At 70.6% G+C, this 21,715-nt stretch carries 18 protein-coding genes; 5 read left to right on the forward strand and 13 right to left on the reverse strand.

Annotated features, from left to right (window positions below; all coding sequences use genetic code 11):
* Window positions 1-14 precede the first annotated feature (14 nt).
* Complete coding sequence (locus tag WAB15_RS10965) at window positions 15-998, reverse strand: heme o synthase (RefSeq protein WP_399147698.1); 984 nt, start codon at window positions 996-998, stop codon at window positions 15-17.
* A gap of 486 nt (window positions 999-1,484) precedes the next feature.
* On the opposite strand from WAB15_RS10965, the gene tkt reads away from it, so the two are divergent.
* Genes tkt through pgl form a run of 5 tightly spaced genes read left to right on the forward strand, consistent with a single transcriptional unit; the run spans window position 1,485 to window position 8,138 of the window.
* Window positions 1,485-3,605, forward strand: coding sequence for a transketolase (gene tkt / locus WAB15_RS10970; protein ID WP_407286098.1), 2,121 nt, complete (start codon window positions 1,485-1,487; stop codon window positions 3,603-3,605).
* 35 nt (window positions 3,606-3,640) lie between these two features.
* Complete coding sequence (gene tal / locus WAB15_RS10975) at window positions 3,641-4,759, forward strand: transaldolase (protein ID WP_407286099.1); 1,119 nt, start codon at window positions 3,641-3,643, stop codon at window positions 4,757-4,759.
* A 6-nt stretch (window positions 4,760-4,765) separates the two neighbouring features.
* Complete coding sequence (gene zwf, locus WAB15_RS10980; RefSeq protein ID WP_399147695.1) at window positions 4,766-6,298, forward strand: glucose-6-phosphate dehydrogenase; 1,533 nt, start codon at window positions 4,766-4,768, stop codon at window positions 6,296-6,298.
* Window positions 6,295-7,335 carry a glucose-6-phosphate dehydrogenase assembly protein OpcA gene (gene opcA, locus WAB15_RS10985; protein WP_399147694.1) on the forward strand — a complete coding sequence of 347 codons (1,041 nt, stop codon included), beginning with the start codon at window positions 6,295-6,297 and terminating at the stop codon, window positions 7,333-7,335. Before zwf ends, opcA begins: the two co-directional genes overlap by 4 nt.
* Window positions 7,332-8,138 (forward strand): 6-phosphogluconolactonase, encoded by an 807-nt coding sequence (pgl, locus tag WAB15_RS10990; RefSeq protein WP_407286100.1) that lies wholly within the window; start codon window positions 7,332-7,334, stop codon window positions 8,136-8,138. The genes opcA and pgl overlap by 4 nt, the downstream gene beginning before the upstream one ends.
* Window positions 8,139-8,278: 140 nt before the next feature.
* On the opposite strand, the gene pgi is transcribed toward pgl, so the two are convergent.
* The 12 genes from pgi to WAB15_RS11050 all read right to left on the reverse strand — a co-directional run bounded on the left by pgi (window position 8,279) and on the right by WAB15_RS11050 (window position 21,591).
* Complete coding sequence (pgi, locus tag WAB15_RS10995) at window positions 8,279-9,931, reverse strand: glucose-6-phosphate isomerase (protein WP_407289202.1); 1,653 nt, start codon at window positions 9,929-9,931, stop codon at window positions 8,279-8,281.
* Between the two features lie 267 nt (window positions 9,932-10,198).
* Window positions 10,199-10,534: an RNA polymerase-binding protein RbpA gene (locus WAB15_RS11000; protein WP_016578660.1), complete on the reverse strand. Its 336-nt coding sequence runs from the start codon at window positions 10,532-10,534 to the stop codon at window positions 10,199-10,201.
* A gap of 154 nt (window positions 10,535-10,688) precedes the next feature.
* Window positions 10,689-10,925, reverse strand: coding sequence for a preprotein translocase subunit SecG (gene secG, locus WAB15_RS11005; RefSeq protein ID WP_393491941.1), 237 nt, complete (start codon window positions 10,923-10,925; stop codon window positions 10,689-10,691).
* A 152-nt stretch (window positions 10,926-11,077) separates the two neighbouring features.
* Complete coding sequence (gene tpiA, locus WAB15_RS11010) at window positions 11,078-11,833, reverse strand: triose-phosphate isomerase (RefSeq protein ID WP_399147724.1); 756 nt, start codon at window positions 11,831-11,833, stop codon at window positions 11,078-11,080.
* A gap of 39 nt (window positions 11,834-11,872) precedes the next feature.
* A complete protein-coding gene (locus tag WAB15_RS11015) occupies window positions 11,873-13,075 on the reverse strand; it encodes a phosphoglycerate kinase (protein ID WP_407286101.1) in 1,203 nt (400 codons plus the stop codon).
* A gap of 115 nt (window positions 13,076-13,190) precedes the next feature.
* The gene (gap, locus tag WAB15_RS11020; protein WP_399147691.1) at window positions 13,191-14,195 is read right to left on the reverse strand and encodes a type I glyceraldehyde-3-phosphate dehydrogenase; all 1,005 of its coding nucleotides are present in this window, start codon (window positions 14,193-14,195) and stop codon (window positions 13,191-13,193) included.
* Between the two features lie 256 nt (window positions 14,196-14,451).
* Window positions 14,452-15,441, reverse strand: coding sequence for a DNA-binding protein WhiA (gene whiA, locus WAB15_RS11025; RefSeq protein ID WP_018091880.1), 990 nt, complete (start codon window positions 15,439-15,441; stop codon window positions 14,452-14,454).
* A complete protein-coding gene (gene yvcK / locus WAB15_RS11030) occupies window positions 15,432-16,493 on the reverse strand; it encodes a uridine diphosphate-N-acetylglucosamine-binding protein YvcK (RefSeq protein WP_399147690.1) in 1,062 nt (353 codons plus the stop codon). Before yvcK ends, whiA begins: the two co-directional genes overlap by 10 nt.
* The gene (rapZ, locus tag WAB15_RS11035) at window positions 16,490-17,440 is read right to left on the reverse strand and encodes an RNase adapter RapZ (RefSeq protein WP_384441194.1); all 951 of its coding nucleotides are present in this window, start codon (window positions 17,438-17,440) and stop codon (window positions 16,490-16,492) included. Before rapZ ends, yvcK begins: the two co-directional genes overlap by 4 nt.
* Window positions 17,437-19,494 carry an excinuclease ABC subunit UvrC gene (gene uvrC / locus WAB15_RS11040; protein ID WP_407286102.1) on the reverse strand — a complete coding sequence of 686 codons (2,058 nt, stop codon included), beginning with the start codon at window positions 19,492-19,494 and terminating at the stop codon, window positions 17,437-17,439. The genes rapZ and uvrC overlap by 4 nt, the downstream gene beginning before the upstream one ends.
* A gap of 500 nt (window positions 19,495-19,994) precedes the next feature.
* Window positions 19,995-20,906 (reverse strand): hypothetical protein, encoded by a 912-nt coding sequence (locus tag WAB15_RS11045; RefSeq protein WP_407286103.1) that lies wholly within the window; start codon window positions 20,904-20,906, stop codon window positions 19,995-19,997.
* A gap of 4 nt (window positions 20,907-20,910) precedes the next feature.
* Complete coding sequence (locus WAB15_RS11050; protein WP_407286104.1) at window positions 20,911-21,591, reverse strand: papain-like cysteine protease family protein; 681 nt, start codon at window positions 21,589-21,591, stop codon at window positions 20,911-20,913.
* Window positions 21,592-21,715 lie beyond the last annotated feature (124 nt).

Below are 21,715 nucleotides of genomic sequence, written 5' to 3' on the forward strand. Positions count from 1 at the left end.
CTACCCGCCGGTAATCACCGAAGGAAGGGATCCACGGCGACGGCGACGAACAGCAGCGAGACATAGGTGATGGACCAGTGGAACAGCCGCATCTCCTTGAGCTTGGCACCCGTGATCCCGGCCTTGGCGCGGGACTGCAGGCCGTGCGCCTCCTTGAGCCAGAAGGCGCCGCAGGCGAGCGCGACCGCGGTGTAGAACCAGCCCGTGTAGCCCAGCGGCTGGAGCAGCAGCGAGACCGCGACCATCACCCAGCTGTAGGCGACGATCTGCCGGGCCACGGCCTTGTTGCCGGCGATGACCGGCAGCATCGGCACGCCGACCCGCTCGTAGTCGTCCTTGGCCTTCATCGACAGCGGCCAGTAGTGCGGCGGCGTCCAGAAGAAGATGACGAGGAAGAGGACCAGCGCCGCCCAGGAGACCGAGTTGGTCACCGAGGACCAGCCGATGAAGACCGGCATACAGCCCGCGATGCCGCCCCAGACGATGTTCTGCGAGGTGCGCCGCTTGAGGATCATCGTGTAGACGACGACGTAGAAGAGCAGCGCCCCGAGCGACAGCATCGCCGACAGCGGGTTGACGAGGAACCAGAACCAGGCGGTGGAGCCGACCGCGAGGACGGACGCGAAGACCAGGCACTCGCGCGGCGAGACCATGCCGGTGACCAGCGGTCGCTGCGAGGTGCGGTCCATCAGCGCGTCGATGTCGCGGTCGATGTACATGTTGAAGGCGGCCGCGCCGCCGGCGGAGAGGTATCCGCCGACGCAGGTCGCCAGCACGAGCCACAGGTCGGGGACGCCGCCGGCCGCCAGGAACATCACCGGAATCGTCGTCATCAGCAGCAGCTCGATGACGCGCGGCTTGGTGAGCTCCACGAACGCCTTGACGCGGGCACCGGGCGAGCGGTGATCTGGGCCCCCGGGGCTCTGGGAGAGCTCCTCCATGGCCTGAACGGCAGGGGAGGCACCCCCACCCGCAGGACGGGATTCGACGGCCGTCACGCACACCCCTGGAAGTAACATCAGCGGCTCCCGCCGCGGAAGAGATAAGGCATGCAAGCCCTTCCGGCCGTGTAAACCCGGCAAAGCTTGCGCGTACCACGCCACTTTAGACGTTGGCCATACAGCGATCTTCGCGGGGGTCGGTCGTGTTGGGGCCGGGACCGGAGGGTGGCGCCGGCGGGATTTCCCGGGCGTTCGCCCGATGTTCGGGAGGCGAACGCGACGGGTGCCCGGCACTCTGGTCGTATGGCTGCCGGATCCGGACCGGGAATGCCGGGGGTCCTGATGTGGTTGCCCAAAGCAACGAGCCCCGCGGGCCGCCCCCAACCGATTGAGCGTCGAGCGCGCCGACTGAGCACCGCCTGAGCGCCGAAAACACCGACTGAGCGTCGAAAAGGCGCACGCACTGGCGGGGGTAGGCTCGACACCGCCTGGCGGGCATACCGTCCGCGGCATTCGACATGTGGAGAGGAGCCCTGACTCAGGGTGAGCACCAAGCCGACCACCACAGATTTCGAGTGGACCGAACTGGACCAGCGGGCGGTGGACACCGTCCGCGTCCTGGCCATGGATTCCGTGCAGAAGGTCGGGAACGGCCATCCGGGTACGGCCATGAGCCTGGCGCCGGCCGCCTATGTGCTGTTCCAGAAGCTCATGCGGCACGACCCGGCGGACGCGAACTGGACCGGCCGCGACCGGTTCGTCCTCTCCGCGGGGCACTCCAGCCTGACCCTCTACATCCAGCTCTACCTCGCCGGCTACGGCCTGGAGCTGGACGACCTCAAGGCCTTCCGCACCTGGGGCTCGAAGACCCCCGGCCACCCGGAGTACGGCCACACCACCGGCGTGGAGACCACCACCGGCCCGCTGGGCCAGGGTGTCGCCAACGCCGTCGGCATGGCGATGGCGGCCCGCTACGAGCGCGGTCTGTTCGACCCCGAGGCGGCGCCGGGCACCTCTCCGTTCGACCACACCATCTTCGCCATCGCCGGCGACGGCTGCCTCCAGGAGGGCATCGCCGCCGAGGCATCCTCCATGGCGGGCCACCAGAAGCTCGGCAACCTCGTACTGCTGTGGGACGACAACCACATCTCCATCGAGGGCGACACCGAGACCGCGGTCTCCGAGGACACCCTCAAGCGCTACGAGGCCTACGGCTGGCACGTCCAGCGCGTCGAGCAGCTGCCCAACGGCGACCTGGACCCCGCGGGTCTGGCCAAGGCCCTTGAGGCCGCCAAGGCCGAGACCGGGCGCCCGTCGTTCATCGCGGCCCGCTCGATCATCGCCTGGCCGGCCCCCAACGCCCAGAACACCGAGGCCGCGCACGGCTCGGCGCTGGGCGAGGAGGAGGTCGCGGCCACCAAGCGCGTCCTGGGCTTCGACCCCGAGCAGCACTTCGAGGTCGTGGGCGAGGTGCTCGCGCACACCCGCGCCGCCCTCGACCGCGGCCGCGACGCCAAGAAGGAGTGGGAGAAGTCCTTCGCCGCCTGGCGCACCGCCAACCCGGAGCGCGCCGCGGAGTTCGACCGGATCGCCGCGGGCGAGCTGCCCGAGGGCTGGGAGGACCACCTCCCGGCGTTCGAGACCGGCAAGTCCGTCGCCACCCGCGCCGCGTCCGGCAAGGTGCTGCACGCGCTCGGCGCGGTGATCCCGGAGCTGTGGGGCGGCTCGGCCGACCTGGCCGGCTCGAACAACACCACGATCGACAAGACCTCCTCGTTCCTCCCGGCGGACAACCCGCTGCCGGAGGCCGACCCCTACGGCCGCACGATCCACTTCGGCATCCGCGAGCACTCCATGGCCGCGGAGATGAACGGCATCGCGCTGCACGGCAACACCCGCATCTACGGCGGCACCTTCCTGGTGTTCTCCGACTACATGCGCAACGCCGTCCGGCTGTCGGCCCTGATGCACCTGCCGGTGACGTACGTGTGGACGCACGACTCCATCGGTCTGGGCGAGGACGGTCCGACGCACCAGCCGATCGAGCACCTGGCCTCGCTGCGCGCCATCCCGGGGCTGAACATCGTCCGACCGGCCGACGCCAACGAGACCGCCATCGCCTGGCGCGAGATCCTCAAGCGCCACACCAAGGAGTTCGGCGTGGGCGCCCCGCACGGCCTCGCGCTGACCCGACAGGGCGTGCCGACGTACCCGGCCAACGAGGACGCCGCCAAGGGCGGTTACGTCCTGTTCGAGGCCGCCGGCCCCGACGGGCAGAGCGCCGCGCCGCAGGTCGTGCTGATCGGCACCGGCTCCGAGGTGCAGCTCGCCGTCGAGGCGCGCGAGCAGCTGCAGGCCGAGGGCGTGCCCACCCGCGTGGTCTCGATGCCGTCGGTGGAGTGGTTCGACCAGCAGGACCAGGCCTACCGGAACAGCGTGCTGCCGCCGTCCGTCAGGGCCCGGGTCGCCGTCGAGGCCGGCATCGGTCTGACCTGGCACCGCTTCGTCGGTGACGCCGGTCGCATCGTGTCGCTGGAGCACTTCGGCGCCTCGGCCGACGCCAAGGTCCTCTTCCGCGAGTTCGGCTTCACCGCCGACGCGGTCGCCGCCGCCGCGCGCGACTCCCTGGCCTCGGCCGCGGAGCTCGAAGCCGCCGCGCGCTGACGCCCGTACTCAACCAGTAGGAGATGCAAGATCCCATGACAGACGCACTCAAGCGGCTCTCCGACGAAGGCGTCGCCATCTGGCTGGACGACCTGTCGCGCAAGCGCATCACGTCCGGCAACCTCGCCGAGCTGATCGACCAGCAGCACGTCGTCGGTGTCACGACGAACCCGTCGATCTTCCAGAAGGCGATCTCCTCGGGTGACGGCTACGAGCAGCAGGTCAAGGACCTCGCCGCCCGCAAGGTCACCGTCGACGAGGCCATCCGCATGATCACGACGGCGGACGTCCGGGACGCCGCCGACATCCTGCGGCCGGTCTTCGACTCCACCGGCGGCCAGGACGGCCGGGTCTCCATCGAGGTCGACCCGCGCCTGGCGCACAAGACCGTGGCGACCGTCGCCGAGGCCAAGCAGCTGGCGTGGCTGGTGGACCGCCCGAACACGCTGATCAAGATCCCGGCGACCAAGGCGGGCCTGCCGGCGATCACCGAGGTCATCGGCCTCGGCATCAGCGTCAACGTCACGCTGATCTTCTCGCTGGAGCGCTACCGCGAGGTGATGGACGCCTACCTGGCCGGTCTGGAGAAGGCCAAGGCCGCGGGCCTGGACCTGTCCCTGATCCGCTCGGTGGCGTCGTTCTTCGTGTCCCGTGTGGACAGCGAGATCGACAAGCGCCTGGAGAAGCTGGGCACGCAGGAGGCCAAGGCCCTCAAGGGCAAGGCCGCGCTGGCCAACGCCCGGCTGGCCTACCAGGCCTACGAGGAGGTCTTCTCCTCGGACCGCTGGGCCGCCCTGGACAAGGCCGGCGCCAACAAGCAGCGTCCGCTGTGGGCCTCGACCGGCGTCAAGGACCCCGACTACAAGGACACCCTGTACGTCGACGAGCTGGTCGCCCCGGGCACGGTCAACACCATGCCGGAGGCCACGCTGGAGGCCACCGCGGCCCGCGGTGAGATCACCGGCGACACGGTGCGCGGCTCGTACGCGACCGCCAAGGCCGACCTCGACGCGCTCGCGCAGCTCGGGATCAGCTACGACGACGTCGTGCAGCTCCTGGAGGACGAGGGCGTGGAGAAGTTCGAGGCGGCCTGGAACGACCTGCTCAAGTCCACTGAGGCGGAGCTCAAGCGCCTCGCTCCCTCGGAGGGCTGATCTCCCTTGTCTGGTTCACACGGAGCCAACCCGCTTCGTGACGCCGCGGACCGACGGCTCCCGCGTATCGCGGGGCCGTCGGGCCTGGTCATCTTCGGCGTCACGGGCGATTTGTCCCGTAAGAAGCTGATGCCCGCCGTCTACGACCTGGCCAACCGCGGACTGCTCCCGCCGGGTTTCTCGCTCATCGGGTTCGCCCGCCGTGAGTGGGAGGACGAGGACTTCGCGCAGGAGGTGTACGAGGCGGTCAAGCAGCACGCGCGTACGCCGTTCCGCGAGGAGGTCTGGCAGCAGCTGGTCCAGGGCTGCCGCTTCGTCCAGGGCAACTTCGACGACGACGAGGCCTTCGAGACGCTCAAGCAGACGATCGAGGAGCTCGACAAGGCGCAGGGCACCGGCGGCAACTTCGCCTTCTACCTGTCCGTGCCGCCGAAGTTCTTCCCCAAGGTCGTCCAGCAGCTCAAGAAGCACGGGCTGGCCGACCAGAAGGAGGACTCCTGGCGCCGCGCCGTCATCGAGAAGCCCTTCGGCCACGACCTGGAGAGCGCGCAGGAGCTCAACCGGATCGTCCACGAGGTCTTCCCGCCCAACGAGGTCTTCCGGATCGACCACTACCTGGGCAAGGAGACGGTCCAGAACATCCTGGCGCTGCGGTTCGCCAACACGATGTTCGAGCCGCTGTGGAACCGCGGCTATGTCGACCACGTCCAGATCACGATGGCCGAGGACATCGGCATCGGCGGCCGGGCCGGCTACTACGACGGCATCGGTGCCGCCCGCGACGTCATCCAGAACCACCTCCTGCAGCTGCTCGCGCTGACCGCGATGGAGGAGCCCGCCTCCTTCGACGCGGATGCGCTGGTCGCGGAGAAGACCAAGGTGCTGGGCGCCGTCCGGCTGCCCAAGGACCTCGGCAAGGAGACCGTGCGCGCGCAGTACGCGGCGGGCTGGCAGGGCGGCGAGAAGGCCGTCGGCTACCTCCAGGAAGACGGCATCGACCCCAAGTCGAAGACCGACACCTACGCCGCGATCAAGCTGTCCATCGACAACCGCCGCTGGGCGGGCGTCCCGTTCTACCTGCGCACCGGCAAGCGGCTGGGCCGCCGGGTCACCGAGATCGCGGTGGTCTTCCAGCGTGCTCCGCACTCCCCCTTCGACCACACCGCCACCGAGGAGCTGGGGCAGAACGCCCTGGTCATCCGGGTGCAGCCGGACGAGGGCGTGACCGTGCGGTTCGGCTCCAAGGTCCCGGGCACCTCGATGGAGGTGCGGGACGTGTCGATGGACTTCGCGTACGGCGAGTCCTTCACGGAGTCCAGCCCGGAGGCCTACGAACGGCTGATCCTCGATGTGCTGCTGGGTGACGCCAACCTCTTCCCGCGGCTGGAAGAGGTCGAGCAGTCCTGGCGCATTCTCGACCCGATCGAGACGTACTGGGACAAGCACGGCAAGCCCGCGCAGTACCCGGCGGGCACCTGGGGCCCCATCGAGGCGGACGAAATGCTCGCACGAGACGGACGGAGCTGGCGTCGGCCATGAAGATCGATCTGACGGAAACCACGGCCAGCAAGATCAACAAGGCGTTGGTCGAGGGCCGTCGCGCGGTCGGCACCCCTGCCATCGGCATGGTGCTCACCCTCGTCATCGTCACCGACGAGGAGAACGCCTACGACGCCCTCAAGGCGGCCAACGAGGCGTCCCGTGAGCACCCCTCGCGCACCCTCGTCGTCATCAAGCGGGTCAGCCGGTCGCCGCGCGACCGGGCCAAGGCCCGCCTGGACGCCGAGGTGCGGGTCGGCACGGACGCCGGCACCGGCGAGACGGTGATACTGCGGCTCTACGGCGAGGCGATCGACCACGCCCAGTCCGTGGTGCTGCCGCTGCTGCTGCCGGACGCCCCGGTCGTGGTCTGGTGGGCGGTCAACGCCCCGCTGGACCCCGCCAAGGACCCGCTCGGTGCGCTGGCCCAGCGCCGGGTCACCGACGCCTACGCCGCCGAGCAGCCCGTGCGGGAGCTGACCGCCCGCGCGGAGACGTACACCCCCGGCGACACGGACCTGTCCTGGACCCGGATTACCCCTTGGCGCTCGATGCTCGCGGCGGCGCTCGACCAGGCCCCGTGCACGGTCACCTCGGCCGAGGTGGAGGGCGAGGAGTTCAACCCCAGCTGCGAGCTGCTCGCCATGTGGCTGGCCGGCAGGCTGAACGTCCCGGTCACCCGCAAGGTCTCGGCCGGCCCCGGCCTCACGGCCGTACGCATGGAGTCCAGCGGCGGCTCGATCGTGCTGGACCGCCCGGACGGCTCGCTGGCCACGCTCTCCATGCGCAACCAGCCGGACCGCGCGGTGGCGCTCAAGCGGCGGGAGACCTCGGAGCTGCTCGCCGAGGAGCTGCGCCGGCTCGACCCGGACGACATCTACGCCGGTGCGCTGAAGTTCGGTGTGGACCGGCTCGGTGACGCCTCGGACGAGCCCGCGGCCGGGGACCCGGCCGCGGACGCCGGCGAGGGCGCCGCGGACAAGCCGGCGGCGAAGAAGGCGACCGCCAAGCCCGCCAAGAAGGCGGCCGCCAAGTGAGTGCTCCGCAGGTCGTCGTCCACCGCGACAAGGAGCTGATGGCCAAGGCCGCGGCGGCCCGGCTGATCACGAAGGTCGTGGACGCCCAGGCCACCCGCGGCTTCGCCTCCGTCGTCCTGACCGGCGGGCGCAACGGCAACGGGCTGCTCGCGGCCCTCGCCGAGGCGCCCGCCCGGGACGCGGTGGACTGGTCGCGGCTCCACCTGTGGTGGGGGGACGAGCGGTTGCTGCCGGACGGCGATCCCGAGCGCAACCACACCCAGGCCCGCGAGGTGCTGCTGGACAGCGTCCCGCTGGACCCGGCCCGGGTGCACCCCATGCCCGCGTCCGACGGCCCGTACGGCAACGACGCCGACGCCGCCGCCGAGGCGTACGCGGCCGAACTCGCCGCCGCGGCGGCCCATGAGACCGCCTCACCGCCGGCCGGCGCCGGCGGCGGCCCGGTGCCGACCTTCGACGTCCTGCTGCTGGGCGTCGGCCCGGACACCCATGTCGCCTCGCTCTTCCCCGAGCTGCCGGGCGTACGGGAGACGGAGCGGACGGTGGTCGGTGTGCACGGCGCGCCGAAGCCGCCGCCCACCCGTGTCTCGCTCACCCTGCCCGCGATCCGCGCGGCGCGGGAGGTCTGGCTGCTGGCGGCCGGCGAGGACAAGGCCAACGCCGTGGCCATCGCGCTCTCCGGCGCCGGTGAGGTGCAGGCCCCCGCGGCCGGCGCCCGGGGCCGCAACCGGACCCTGTGGCTCCTGGACGAGGCGGCGGCGACCCGGCTGCCGCGCGGGCTCTACCCGCCGGCCTCGGCCTGAGAGGCGTCTTCCGCTGACAAGGGCCCCACACCTGAGGGTGTGGGGCCCTTACTCATCCAGCAACCATCAGTTGAGCAACCCCCACGGCGAGACACCCCGTCCGCGAGAGCGGCGCCGCCGGCTCAGGCGCAAAAAGGTGCTCAACGGCCGCGCAGCTCGCGGTACTTGGCGACCAGGCCGGCAGTCGAGGCGTCCAGGCCCGGCACGTCGGCACCGTCGGTCAGGGCCGGTTCGACCCGCTTGGCGAGGACCTTGCCGAGTTCCACGCCCCACTGGTCGAAGGAGTCGATGTTCCACACCGCGCCCTGCACGAACACCTTGTGCTCGTAGAGCGCGATCAGCTGGCCCAGCACGGACGGGCTGAGCTCCTTGGCCAGGATCGTGGTGGTGGGGCGGTTGCCCTGGAAGGTCTTGTGCGCCACCAGTTCCTCGGCCACGCCCTCGGCGCGCACCTCGTCCGGCGTCTTGCCGAACGCCAGCGCCTGGCCCTGGGCGAAGAGGTTGGCCATCAGCAGGTCGTGCTGGGCGACCAGGCCGGGCCGGAGGTCCTCGACGGGCTGCGCGAAGCCGATGAAGTCCGCCGGGATCATCTTCGTGCCCTGGTGGAGCAACTGGTAGTAGGCGTGCTGGCCGTTCGTGCCGGGTGTGCCCCAGACGACGGGGCCGGTCTGCCAGCCGACCCGATTGCCCTCTCGGTCCACGGACTTGCCGTTGGACTCCATGTCCAGCTGCTGCAGATAGGCGGTGAACTTGGAGAGGTAGTGGCTGTAGGGCAGCACCGCATGCGACTGGGCGTCGAAGAAGTTGCCGTACCAGATGCCGAGCAGGCCCAGCAGCAGCGGGGCGTTCTCCTCCGGCGGGGCGGCGGCGAAGTGCTCGTCGACGAGGTGGAAGCCGGCCAGCATCTCGCGGAACCGCTCCTTGCCGATGGCGATCATCAGCGACAGACCGATCGCGGAGTCGTAGGAGTAGCGGCCGCCGACCCAGTCCCAGAACTCGAACATGTTGTCCGTGTTGATGCCGAACTCCGCCACCTTCTCGGCGTTGGTCGACAGCGCCACGAAGTGCTTGGCCACCGCGTCGGTGTCGGCCCGCAGGCCGGTCAGCAGCCAGTCGCGGGCCGAAGTGGCGTTGGTGATGGTCTCGATGGTGGTGAAGGTCTTCGAGGCGATGATGAACAGCGTCTCGGCCGGGTCCAGATCGCGCACCGCCTCGTGCAGGTCGGCACCGTCCACATTGGAGACGAAGCGGAACTGCATGTCCCGGTGGGTGTAGGCGCGCAGCGCCTCGTACGCCATCGCCGGGCCCAGGTCCGAGCCGCCGATGCCGATGTTGACGACCGTCTTGATGCGCTTGCCGGTGTGACCCTTCCAGTCGCCCGAGCGGACCCGGTCGGAGAAGGTGCCCATCTTCGTCAGGACGGACTGCACCGCGGGGACGACGTTCTCGCCGTCGCTCTTGATGACCGCCGAGCCCGGCGCGCGCAGCGCGGTGTGCAGCACGGAGCGCCGCTCGGTGATGTTGATCTTGTCACCGCGGAACATCGCGTCCCGCAGGCCGGCCACGCCGCGCGCCGCGGCCAGTTCCCGCAGCAGCCGCAGGGTCTCGTCGGTGACCAGGTGCTTGGAGTAGTCCAGGTGCAGATCGCCGACCTGGAGGGTGTAGCGCTCGGCGCGCGCGGGATCCCGCTCGAAAAGCTCACGCAGATGCACCTCCCCCAGCTGCTCGCGGTGCTTGCTCAACGCGGTCCACTCAGGCGTCTGGTCGAGCCTGCTGCGGCCTTCTGCGTTCATCTCGGACATCAGCCTTCTTCATCTCGTAGCGGCCCCGCCACCCCCCAACCTAATTGATCAGCGCGTGATGGGTGCACCTCCCACTCGAGCGAAGCCGAGAGGGGGGAGAGGTATCTGTCCACCGTCCGACGGGACGCTGTCGGGGGCCTGAAGAACGGGTGGCGGCGACGGCCGACGGCGCCGGGGAGTTGGGTCCGCACCAACGCGGCCGGCCCGGCCGGAGGGCGTGTCCCTCCGGCCGGGCCGGCCGTGTGCGTACGGATCCCGTCAGATCTCGCCGCGGAGCTTGGCGAGCGCCTCCGCGAGGATCGCCTCGCCGTCGGCGTCGCTGCGGCGCTCCCGGACGTAGGCGAGGTGGGTCTTGTAGGGCTCGGTGCGCGGCGGGTCCGGCGGGCTGTCCCGGTCCTTGCCGGCCGGGAAACCACAGCGCGGGCAGTCCCAGGTGTCCGGAACCTGCGCATCGCCGGCGAAGCTGGGCTGCGTCTCGTGCCCGTTGGAGCACCAGAAGGAGATGCGGATGCGCGGCGCGGACTCACCGCGCTCGGCCTCCCCCATCGGCCCCGCCCCGACCCGACTTCCTCGGATCGCGTTGCCACTTGCCACGGTCGTAACTCCCTGCGTAATGGTGCTGCCACGCCTTCACAGCAGCTGCGCTGCGGAACGCCCCAGTCTACGTAAGGCCCAACGCGCGTCCAGTGACCGGAGTTACCCGTCCAAGGACGCCGCCTTCATGATAGGCCGCGCCTCCGACGGTATGTCAGCTCCCGAGCTTCATCAGGACACCGAGGACGACAATGCAGGCGAACCACAACAGACCGATCACAATGGTGATGCGGTCCAGGTTGCGCTCGGCGACCGAGGAGCCACCGACGGAGGACTGCATGCCGCCACCGAACATGTCGGACAGGCCGCCGCCCTTTCCCTTGTGCATGAGCACCAGCATCATCATCAGCAGGCTGAAGACGATGAGGGCGATCGAGAACCCGATGACCACGGCTGGACCAACTCTCTAGGACTGACGGACGGACGGACAGATCAAGACGTCTGGATCAAGACCCATCAAACAAATGGTGCGGGGCCGGGACGGCGCTTGCACCGGTCCCGGCCCCGACAGGGTACGACGAGGGCTCGCCCTCGTCATAGCTGCTACTGGTCGCGGAAGCGGACGATCTTCACGAATTCATCCGCGTCGAGGGCCGCGCCGCCGATCAGCGCGCCGTCCACGTCCGGCTGCGCCATGATCGCGGCGACGTTGCCGGACTTGACCGAGCCGCCGTACTGGATGCGGACCTTGTCGGCCAGCTCCTGGCTGTAGAGCTCGGCGAGGCGGCCGCGGATCGCACCGCAGACCTCCTGCGCGTCCTCGGGGGTGGCGACCTCGCCGGTGCCGATGGCCCACACCGGCTCGTAGGCGATCACGATGGTCTCGGCCTGCTCGGCCGGGACGTCCTTCAGACCGCCGTCGACCTGGGCGAGGGTGTGCGCGACCTGGTTGCCGGCCTTGCGGACGTCCAGGCCCTCGCCGACGCACAGGATCGGCGTGAGGCCGTTGCGGAAGGCGGCCTGGACCTTGGCGTTGCAGATCTCCTCGTTCTCGCCGTGGTACTGGCGGCGCTCGCTGTGGCCGACGGCCACGAAGGCGCACTTGAGCTTGGCGAGCATCGGGCCGGAGATCTCACCGGTGTAGGCACCGGAGTCGTGCGCCGAGAGGTCCTGGGCGCCGTACTTGATCTTGAGCTTGTCGCCGTCGACCAGCGTCTGCACCGAGCGCAGGTCCGTGAAGGGCGGCAGCACCGCGACCTCTACGGCGTCGAAGTCCTTGTCGGTGAGGGCGAAGGCGAGCTTCTGGACGTGCGCGATGGCCTCGAGGTGGTTGAGGTTCATCTTCCAGTTGCCCGCCATCAGCGGGGTGCGGTCGTTACTGACAGCGTTCACGGTGTTTCAGTCCTCCAGAGCGGCGAGGCCGGGGAGCGTCTTGCCTTCGAGGTATTCGAGGCTGGCGCCGCCACCGGTCGAGATGTGGCCGAAAGCATTCTCGTCGAAGCCCAGCAGCCGGACCGCGGCGGCGCTGTCACCGCCGCCGACGACGGTGAAGGCCGGCGAGTCCAGCAGCCCCTTCGCGACGGCCTTGGTGCCGCCGGCGTAGTCGGGGTGCTCGAAGACGCCCATCGGCCCGTTCCAGAAGACCGTGCCCGCGTCGGCGAGCTTCGCGGCGTAGAGCTCGCGGGTCTTCGGGCCGATGTCCAGGCCCTCCTTGTCGGCCGGGATGGCGTCCGCCGCGACGATGTCGGGGTTGGCCGGGGCCTTGGTCTTCAGGTCCGGGAATTCGGACGAAACCAGGACGTCGACGGGGAGCACGAACTCCACGCCGCGCTTCTCGGCCCGCGCCAGGTACTCCAGGCAGGCCGGGACCTGGTCCTCCTGGAGCAGCGAGATACCGACCTCGTGGCCCTTGGCCTTGAGGAAGGTGTACGCCATGCCGCCGCCGACGAGAATGCGGTCGGCCTTCTCCAGCAGCTGGTCGATGACCGCGAGCTTGTCGGAGACCTTGGCGCCGCCGAGCGCGACCACGTAGGGGCGCTTGACGTCTTCGGTGAGCTTCTTCAGCACGCCGACCTCGGTGGCGATCAGATCGCCGGCAGCATGCGGAAGGCGCCGGGGCAGGTCGTACACCGAGGCGTGCTTGCGGTGCACGGCGCCGAAGCCGTCGCCCACGTACAGGTCCGCGAGGGCGGCGAGCCGGTCGGCGAAGGCGCCCCGCTCGGCGTCGTCCTTGCTGGTCTCACCCGCGTTGAAGCGGAGGTTCTCCAGCACAACAACCTGGCCGTCGGCCAGGCCCGCGACGGCGGCCGCGGCGGACTCCCCGACGGTGTCGGTGGCGAAGGCCACGTCCTTGCCGAGGATTTCCCCCAGCCGCACGGCCGCGGGGGCCAGCGAGAAGGCCGGGTCCGGGGCGCCCTCGGGACGGCCCAGGTGGGAGGCGACGATCACCTTGGCGCCGCGCTCGGCGAGCTTGGCGATCGTCGGGGCGACGGCACGGATCCGGCCGTCGTCGGTGATGCCGGTGCCGTCCAGCGGCACGTTCAGGTCGGCGCGGACAAAGACCCGCTTACCCGCTACCTGGAGGTCGTCGATCGTCTTCATGAGGAGTGACTCCATCACATGGGTCGGTCGGTCGCGGAACGGGGCCCGCACGACGCCTCATCGCGTCGTACGAGCCCCGTCCTCACATCTCGGTGCCTCGGCTGTGAACCAGGGATCAGAGCTGGCCGCCGACGAAGACGGTCAGGTCCACCAGGCGGTTGGAGTAGCCCCACTCGTTGTCGTACCAGCCGACGACCTTGACCTGCTTGCCCTGAGCCATCGTCAGCTGGGAGTCGAAGGTGCAGGAGGCCGGCCAGTTGACGATGTCCGAGGAGACGATCGGGTCCTCGGTGTACTCCAGCACGCCCTTGAGCTGGCCCTCGGCGGCCTTCTGGAAGGCGGTGTTGATCTCGTCCTTGGTGACCTCGCGGTCGAGCTCCAGGACGAGGTCGGTGACCGAGCCGGTGGGGACCGGGACGCGCATGGCGATGCCGTCCAGCTTGCCCTTGAGCTGCGGGAGGACCAGGGCGGTGGCCTTGGCGGCACCGGTCGAGGTCGGGATGATGTTCTCCGCGGCGGCGCGGGCGCGGCGCAGGTCGCTGTGCGGGAAGTCCAGGATGCGCTGGTCGTTGGTGTAGGCGTGGACCGTGGTCATCATGCCCTTGACGATGCCGAAGTTCTCGTCGAGGACCTTCGCCATCGGCGCCACACAGTTGGTGGTGCAGGAGGCGTTGGAGATGACGTGGTGGTTGGCCGCGTCGTACTTGTCCTGGTTGACGCCCATCACGATGGTGATGTCCTCGTCCTTGGCGGGCGCGGAGATCAGGACCTTCTTGGCGCCGGCCGCGAGGTGCTTGGCGGCGTCGGCCCGCTTGGTGAAGATGCCGGTCGACTCGATGACGATGTCGGCGCCGAGCTCGCCCCAGGGGAGCGCCGCCGGGTCGCGCTCGGCCATCGTCTTGAAGGTCTGGTTGCCGACCGTGATGGTGTCGTCGGTGTGACTGACGTCCTGCTTGAGACGACCCAGAATGCTGTCGTACTTCAGCAGGTGGACCAGGGTGGCGTTGTCGGTCAGGTCGTTGACACCGACGATCTCGATGTCCGCCCCCTGCTCCAGGAGCGCGCGGAAGTAGTTACGACCAATGCGGCCGAATCCGTTGATGCCTACGCGGATCGTCACGAACCGATCTCCTCGTTGGTACGCCGGCGCAGTTACCGGCGAGCTGTATGGGATGTCCCCGACCGCCTCCGACCCTACCCCCTGAACGAGACGTACGTGACATTGACATCGGCGCCCAAAGGTGCTCAAGTGAGCGACCTTCAGCCCCTCTGACGCCCGTTCCGTCCGCGCTCGCGAAACCCGTCCGCATACGACCGCGCCCCCGGCGCCCTGTGCGGGCGCCGGGGGCGGGTACGACGAAGGATGCGGCTTCGGTTCAGCCGACCATCCCCTCGGCGAGCTCCTCGGTGAGGTTGGACTCGGTGCCGGGGATGCCGAGGTCCTGGGCGCGCTTGTCGGCCATCGCCAACAGGCGCCGGATCCGGCCCGCGACGGCGTCCTTCGTCAACGGCGGGTCGGCGAGGGCGCCCAACTCCTCCAGCGAGGCCTGCTTGTGCTCCATGCGCAGCCGGCCGGCGGCCGCCAAGTGCTCGGGGACCTCCTCGCCGAGGATCTCCAGGGCCCGCTGGACCCGGGCGCCCGCGGCGACCGCGGCGCGCGCCGAGCGGCGGAGGTTGGCGTCGTCGAAGTTGGCGAGGCGGTTGGCCGTGGCGCGGACCTCGCGGCGCATCCGCCGCTCCTCCCACGCGAGCACCGACTCATGGGCGCCGAGCCGCGTCAGCAGGGCGCCGATCGCATCACCGTCACGGACGACGACGCGGTCCACCCCCCGCACCTCGCGGGCCTTGGCGCCGATGCCCAGCCGGCGGGCGGCGCCGACCAGTGCCAGCGCGGCCTCCGGGCCGGGGCAGGTGACCTCCAGCGAGGAGGAGCGGCCGGGTTCGGTGAGCGAGCCGTGGGCGAGGAAGGCGCCGCGCCAGGCCGCCTCGGCGTCGCAGGTCGCGCCGGAGACCACCTGCGGCGGCAGCCCGCGGATGGGGCGGCCGCGGCCGTCGACCAGGCCGGTCTGGCGGGCCAGCTGATCGCCGCCGGCCACCACCCGTACGACATAGCGGCTGCCGCGCCGCAGGCCGCCGGGGGCCATCACCACGAGGTCGGAGCTGTGCCCGAAGATCTCCAGGATGTCCTTGCGCAGCCGCCGGGCGGCGATGCCCGTGTCCAGCTCCGCCTCGATCACAATGCGCCCGCTGACGAGGTGCAGTCCGCCCGCGAAACGCAGGATCGACGAGACCTCCGACTTCCGGCAGCAGGTCCGGGTGACGGGGAGCCGGGAGATCTCATCCTTCACCGCAGCCGTCATCGCCATGGGCCGATCCTTCCATGCATCCGAAAAATACGGTCGTACGCGGCTGCCAGCAGCTCCGGGTCGTGCCGGTCGGGGGCTCCCCCGGTGTGCGACCGGGCGTCGTCTCCTTGTGCCGCGACCGCCGCCAGCTCGACCTCGCTGCCGACGAGCTGCTTGGCGGCAGCCGTCAGACCTTCGATGTCGGGCACGGCGGCCCTGTCGGCCAGCACCACGTCGAAGGCGAGTTTAGGGGCGTGTCGGGCCAAAACCTCCAAATGACGCTGCGGGGAGAAGCCATCGGTTTCGCCGGGTTGTGGCGCGAGGTTGAGCGAGAGGACCTTCCGGGCCTTGGTCTCCTGGAGCGCCTCGCGCAGCTCCGGCACCAGCAGATGGGGGATCACCGAGGAGAACCACGAGCCGGGGCCGAGCACCACCCAGTCGGCGTCGCGCACCGCGGCGACCGCCTCGGGGACGGCCGGCGGGTCCTCGGGGACCACGTGGACGGACTGCACCTCACCGCGGGTGAGCGCCACCGTCGCCTGGCCCCGGACCGTGGAGACCTCGTCCGGGCGGTCCGGGTCGTGGCCCCTGACCTGGGCCTGGAGCTCCAGGGGCACCGCCGACATGGGCAGTACCCGGCCATGGGCGCCGAGCAGCTTGCCGACCAGGTCGAGCGCCTGGACGTGGTCGCCGAGCTGCTCCCACAGGGCGACGATCAGCAGATTGCCGACGGCGTGGTCGTGCAGCTCGCCCTCGCTCTGGAAGCGGTGCTGGATGACCCGGGCCCAGGTCTGGCCCCAGTCGTCGTCCCCGCACAGCGCGGCCAGCGCCTTGCGCAGATCGCCCGGCGGCAGCACGCCCAGCTCGTCGCGGAGCCGGCCGCTGGAGCCGCCGTCGTCGGCGACCGTGACCACGGCCGTCAGATCGCCCGTGATGCGGCGCAGCGCGGCCAGTGAGGCGGACAGGCCCATACCGCCGCCGAGCGCCACCACCTTGGGAGTGGCGCCCTTCGTCGTACGGACGCTGGGGACGAATCTGCGGACCCGGCGGAGCCGTGGTGTGCGCCCGCTCACTCGCGCCCCATGTCCCGGTGGACGACGACGGTTTCCACTCCTTCGGAGACCAGGCGGCGGGCCAGCTTCTCGGACATCGCGACGCTGCGGTGCTTACCGCCCGTACAGCCCACGGCGATGGTCACATAGCGCTTGCCCTCCCGGCGGTAGCCCTCGGCGACGATCCGCAGCAGCTCGGCGTAGCCGTCCAGGAACTCCTTGGAGCCGGGCTGGCCGAAGACGTAGTCGGAGACCTCGTCGTTCAGGCCGGTGAAGGGGCGCAGCTCGGGGACCCAGTGCGGGTTGGGGATGAAGCGGCAGTCGATGACCATGTCGGCGTCGACCGGCAGGCCGTACTTGAAGCCGAAGGACATCACCGTGGCGCGCAGCTCGGGGACCTCTTCGCCGGCGAACTGGGCGTCCATCTTGGCGCGCAGCTCATGGACGTTGAGGCTGGAGGTGTCGATGACCAGGTCGGCGTCGCCGCGCAGCTCGCGCAGCAGATCGCGCTCGGCGGCGATGCCGTCGACGATCCGGCCGTCGCCCTGGAGGGGGTGCGGGCGGCGCACCGACTCGAAGCGGCGCACCAGGGCCTCGTCGGAGGACTCCAGGAAGACGATGCGGCGCTTGACGTTCTGCGCGTCGAGGGTGGCCAGCGACTCCTTGAGGTTGGCGAAGAAGCGGCGGCCGCGGACGTCGACGACGACCGCGATGCGGGCGACGTTGCCCTGCGAGCGGGCGCCCAGCTCCACCATCGGCGCGATCAGCTCGGGCGGGATGTTGTCGACGACGAACCAGCCCAGGTCCTCCAGGCACTTCGCGGCCGTGCTACGGCCGGCGCCGGACATCCCGGAGATGATCACCAACTCGGGGATCGCGGCGCTCTCTCCCTGGTCGGACTCGCCGACCGTGCCCGTACTCACCTGTGCACCGTCTCTCTCGGTTTGCTCTTCGTGCGGTGTGCTCATCGTTCCTGCCCCCGTTCTGCCGACAACGCGGCCGGTGGGACCCCGTCATCCTCAATGATCTCTCCTGTGGCGGTATTCACCGCAGGGGCGGGCGGCGCCGCCCCGGCCAGCGCCGCGGCGACCGTCTCCGCGGTTTTGCGCCCGACGCCCGGGACCTCGCAGATCTCGTCGATCGTCGCGGCCCGCAGCCTCTTCAGCGAACCGAAGTGTTTGAGGAGTGCCTGGCGGCGGGTGTCGCCCAGGCCCGCGACGGTGTCGAGCGGCGAGGACTTCAGCCGCTTGGTGCGCTTGCTGCGCTGGTAGGTGATGGCGAAGCGGTGCGCCTCGTCGCGGACGCGCTGGAGGAGGTAGAGGCCCTCGCTGCTGCGCGGCAGCACGACCGGATCGTCGTCCTCGGGCAGCCAGACCTCCTCCAGGCGCTTGGCCAGGCCGCAGACGGCGACATCGTCGATGCCCAGCTCGTCCAGGGCCCGGCGGGCGGCCGCGACCTGGGGGGCGCCGCCGTCGACGACCACCAGCTGGGGAGGGTAGGCGAACCGCTTGGGGCGGCCGTCGTCGTCGACGGGGCCGCCGGCGGTGCGGTCCGGGTCCACCTGGCCGTCGGCCTCCACCGGGGCGTCGTCGTCCGGCTCCTCCGTCCACTCCCCCGACTTCTGCTTCTCCTGGAGGTAGCGCTTGAAGCGGCGGCCGACGACCTCGTGCATGGACCGGACATCGTCCTGACCCTGGAATCCCTTGATCTGGAAGCGGCGGTATTCGCTCTTCCGGGCGAGACCGTCCTCGAACACCACCATCGAGGCGACGACGTCGTCGCCCTGGAGGTGGGAGATGTCGAAGCACTCGATGCGCAGCGGCACCGAATCCAGGCCGAGCGCCTCGGCGATCTCCTCCAGGGCCCGGGAGCGGGTGGTCAGGTCGGAGGCCCGCTTGGTCTTGTGCAGGGCCAGCGCCTGCTGGGCGTTGCGGCCGACCGTGGCCATCAGGTCCTTCTTGTCGCCGCGCTGCGGGATGCGCAGCGAGACCTGGGAGCCGCGACGCTGGGTGAGCCACTGCGCGACCGGCTCGACGGGCTCGGGGAGCGCCGGTACCAGGACCTCCTTGGGGACGGCATCGCCCCGCTCCTCGCCGTAGAGCTGCTGGAGGGCGTGCTCGACGAGGTCACCGGTGGTGACGGCCTCGACCTTGTCGGTGACCCAGCCGCGCTGTCCGCGCACCCGGCCGCCGCGGACGTGGAAGATCTGGACGGCGGCTTCCAGCTCGTCCTCGGCGACGGCGATCAGATCGGCGTCGGTGGCGTCGGCGAGCACCACGGCGCTCTTCTCCATGGCCCGCTTGAGCGCGCCTATGTCGTCCCGCAGCCGGGCGGCGCGCTCGTACTCCATCTCCTCGGCGGCTTCCTGCATCTGCTTCTCCAGCCGGCGGATGTACGCGCCCGTACGGCCCGCCATGAAGTCGCAGAACTCCTCGGCCAGTTCGCGGTGCTCCCCGGGGGAGATCCGGCCGACACAGGGAGCCGAGCACTTGCCGATGTAGCCGAGCAGGCAGGGGCGGCCGATCTGCGCGGAGCGCTTGAAGACGCCCGCGGAGCAGGTGCGCACAGGGAAGACGCGCAGCATCAGGTCGACGGTCTCGCGGATCGCCCAGGCATGGGCGTACGGGCCGAAGTAGCGCACGCCCTTCTTCTTGGCGCCGCGCATGACCTGGGCGCGCGGGAACTCCTCGTTGAGGGTGACCGCGAGATACGGATAGCTCTTGTCGTCGCGGTACTTGACGTTGAAGCGGGGGTCGAACTCCTTGATCCAGCTGTATTCGAGCTGGAGCGCCTCGACCTCGGTGGAGACGACGGTCCACTCCACGGAGGCGGCGGTGGTCACCATCGTGCGCGTACGCGGATGGAGGCCGGCCAGGTCCTGGAAGTAGTTGGCCAGGCGCTGGCGCAGGCTCTTGGCCTTGCCTACGTAGATGACCCGGCCGTGCTCGTCGCGGAACTTATAGACCCCCGGCGAGTCGGGGATCTGTCCCGGCTTGGGTCGGTAGCTGCTGGGGTCTGCCATGAACACCACCCTACTGACCGCCACCGACAATCACGGTTTCCGGATCGCTCCGGTTCGCTCCCGGGCCGCGGCGGGACGGCGCCGCGGGGGCTGAGGAGCCTGCGGGCGGCGGGAGCTGCGACGCGGGGAGCACGGCCTGCGGGGCGGGGGTGGGAGGGGCCGGGGCAGGGTGTGGGGCGCGGCGGGGGGGAGGGGGAAGCGGATCGGTGGGGTGTCAATGGGCTTGGTGGTGGGCGGAGTCAGGCCGTGGCGGAGGCGAAGTCGGCCGTGGTGGGGTGTGGAATGCGGCCGTGGCGGGGGCGTAGTCCGGCCGTGGTGGGGCGGCGGAATTCGGCCGTGGTCGTCGCCTCCCCCACCCCCGAACCCTCCCCCGCCCCCTCCCCTATGGGGGAGGGGGGAGGGGGCGGGGCACAGGCCACGTCGGCGGCCGCACCGGAGCCGACGCGTCACTCGCCGCGCCCGGCCGCCGACCGGCCGGGCCGGCTCACCGGCGGGCCGGGTCAGTCGCCGCGCCGCCTGCGCAGCGCCGCCGTGGCGGACAGCCCCAGGGCGAGCGCGGCGGCGAGGGCCGCCACCGTCGTCGCGGCGGTCACCGGCAGGGTGTCGTCCGTGACCGCGCCCCCTTCAGCGGGCTTCTGGGCAGCGGCCGCGCGCTCCTTGTCCGCGGGCTGCTGCGCGAGGGGCGCCCCGGCCGCGGGCGCCTTGGCGTCGGGGGCGGCCGCGCCGTAGCCGCCGGCCTCGCCCCGCTTGTCGTACGCGGAGCCCGGGAGCTTGTCCCCGTACGCCTTCGCCACCCGCTTCCGGTAGGCCGCCACGGTGGTGCCGGCCGCGCCGACGGCCTTACGGGCCTCCGCGTCCAGCGGCTCGATACGGTCGCCGCGCTGCACGTACCAGGCGTCGATCTGCGGCTCGTGGAAGACCGTGCCGGCACTGTCCCGGGCGGCCCCGGCCGCGGTGTAGCGGGCCTCGTCGTCTCCGCTGGCGATGTTGACGACCTTCCAGGCGCCGCCCCGGCGCACGGTCCATACGGAGGCGGTGCGGCCGTCGGCGGCGACGGCCTTGCTGGCGAGGAACTCCAGGCGGGCGACGGGGTCCTTGCCGCCGCCTCGGACGAAGTCCGGTGACAGGACGTAGACGGGCACGGTGGCGCCCTCGATGTGTGGGGCGGCCTTCGGGGTGCCGGGGGCTGCCGCGCGGGCGCCCCCGCGCTTGCCCTCGGCGGCGAAGAAGCGGGCGAGGGTGTCCAGCGTCGCCTCGGAGGTGGCCGCTTGGCGGGCGGCGGCGACGCTCGCCCGGGCCGGCGCCTGGGGCCCGGGCACGGGGGCGGCGAGCGCGGCGTGCGGGGCGAGGCCGATGAGGGCGGTGGCGAGGGCGCCGGTGGCGACGGCGCGGACGGCGGTGCGCTGCGTCATGGCCTCAGGCTCCTATCCGGTAGAGGGAGTGCGTCCAGGAGAAGGAGCTACCGTTCACGTAGTAGTCGAAGTCGCCCCAGTTGTAGCGGTCGTTGGAGCCCCAGGGGTCACCCCAGTAGACCCAGTTGCGGTCGGTGTCGTAGCCGTAGATGACGTGCATATGGCCGCCACCGGAGGACCACTGGATGCGGGTCTCGACGGGACGGTTGGCGTTGATCTCGCTCTGGACGGTGCCGTAGCGGAGCCACCCCGACACATATGAGCCGGAGTTGATCCCCATCGAGTCGAATGCGGTCTGCACATTGCCGAGGGTCGCCTGGTTGTTGGGGCACGTACTGCCCTGCTGGCGGTTGAACGCGGCGTTGCAGAACTCGTTCTGGCTGTAGTTCCTGCCGTACCAGGTCGCGATGGTGTTGCCGGAGGCCGCCCAGCACCAGTTGGACTGCTCCTGGGCCTGCATGGAGATGTTGAGGCGGTTGGCGGCGCGGGGTGCGCCGGCGTGCGGGGAAGTGGTGGAGGCGGTGGAAGTGGCGCTGTGCGGTGCGGTGGCGGTGTGCGCAGAGGGCGCGAGGGGCGTGGCCGCGGTGGCGGTGGCCCCGGGGAGCGCGGTCAGTGCGGCGGCCGTGAGCGCCGCCGCCGACAGCCATCTGCGGTGTGGACTGCGTGCGTGGGGTGCACGGGTCATGGCGTTCCTCCCGACTGGGGGGTGAGGGGGAGAGGAGCGCATCCGGATGCTTGCGAAGGAGCATCGGGTGTTGTCGCAGGCAGGTCAACACGCTTCAATGCGAGGTGACATGGGGGTGTGGACG

The organism is Streptomyces sirii (genome assembly GCF_045690365.1).
GTDB lineage: Bacteria > Actinomycetota > Actinomycetes > Streptomycetales > Streptomycetaceae > Streptomyces > Streptomyces sirii.

Coding starts and splice junctions, on each gene's coding strand:
- tal (WP_407286099.1), top strand. CDS start 3,641: ATGACAGACGCACTCAAGCGGCTCTCCGACGAAGGCGTCGCCATCTGG.
- opcA (WP_399147694.1), top strand. CDS start 6,295: ATGAAGATCGATCTGACGGAAACCACGGCCAGCAAGATCAACAAGGCG.
- pgi (WP_407289202.1), bottom strand. CDS start 9,931: ATGAACGCAGAAGGCCGCAGCAGGCTCGACCAGACGCCTGAGTGGACC.
- tpiA (WP_399147724.1), bottom strand. CDS start 11,833: ATGGCGGGCAACTGGAAGATGAACCTCAACCACCTCGAGGCCATCGCG.
- WAB15_RS11015 (WP_407286101.1), bottom strand. CDS start 13,075: ATGAAGACGATCGACGACCTCCAGGTAGCGGGTAAGCGGGTCTTTGTC.
- whiA (WP_018091880.1), bottom strand. CDS start 15,441: ATGGCGATGACGGCTGCGGTGAAGGATGAGATCTCCCGGCTCCCCGTC.
- rapZ (WP_384441194.1), bottom strand. CDS start 17,440: ATGAGCACACCGCACGAAGAGCAAACCGAGAGAGACGGTGCACAGGTG.
- uvrC (WP_407286102.1), bottom strand. CDS start 19,494: ATGGCAGACCCCAGCAGCTACCGACCCAAGCCGGGACAGATCCCCGAC.
- WAB15_RS11045 (WP_407286103.1), bottom strand. CDS start 20,906: ATGACGCAGCGCACCGCCGTCCGCGCCGTCGCCACCGGCGCCCTCGCC.
- WAB15_RS11050 (WP_407286104.1), bottom strand. CDS start 21,591: ATGACCCGTGCACCCCACGCACGCAGTCCACACCGCAGATGGCTGTCG.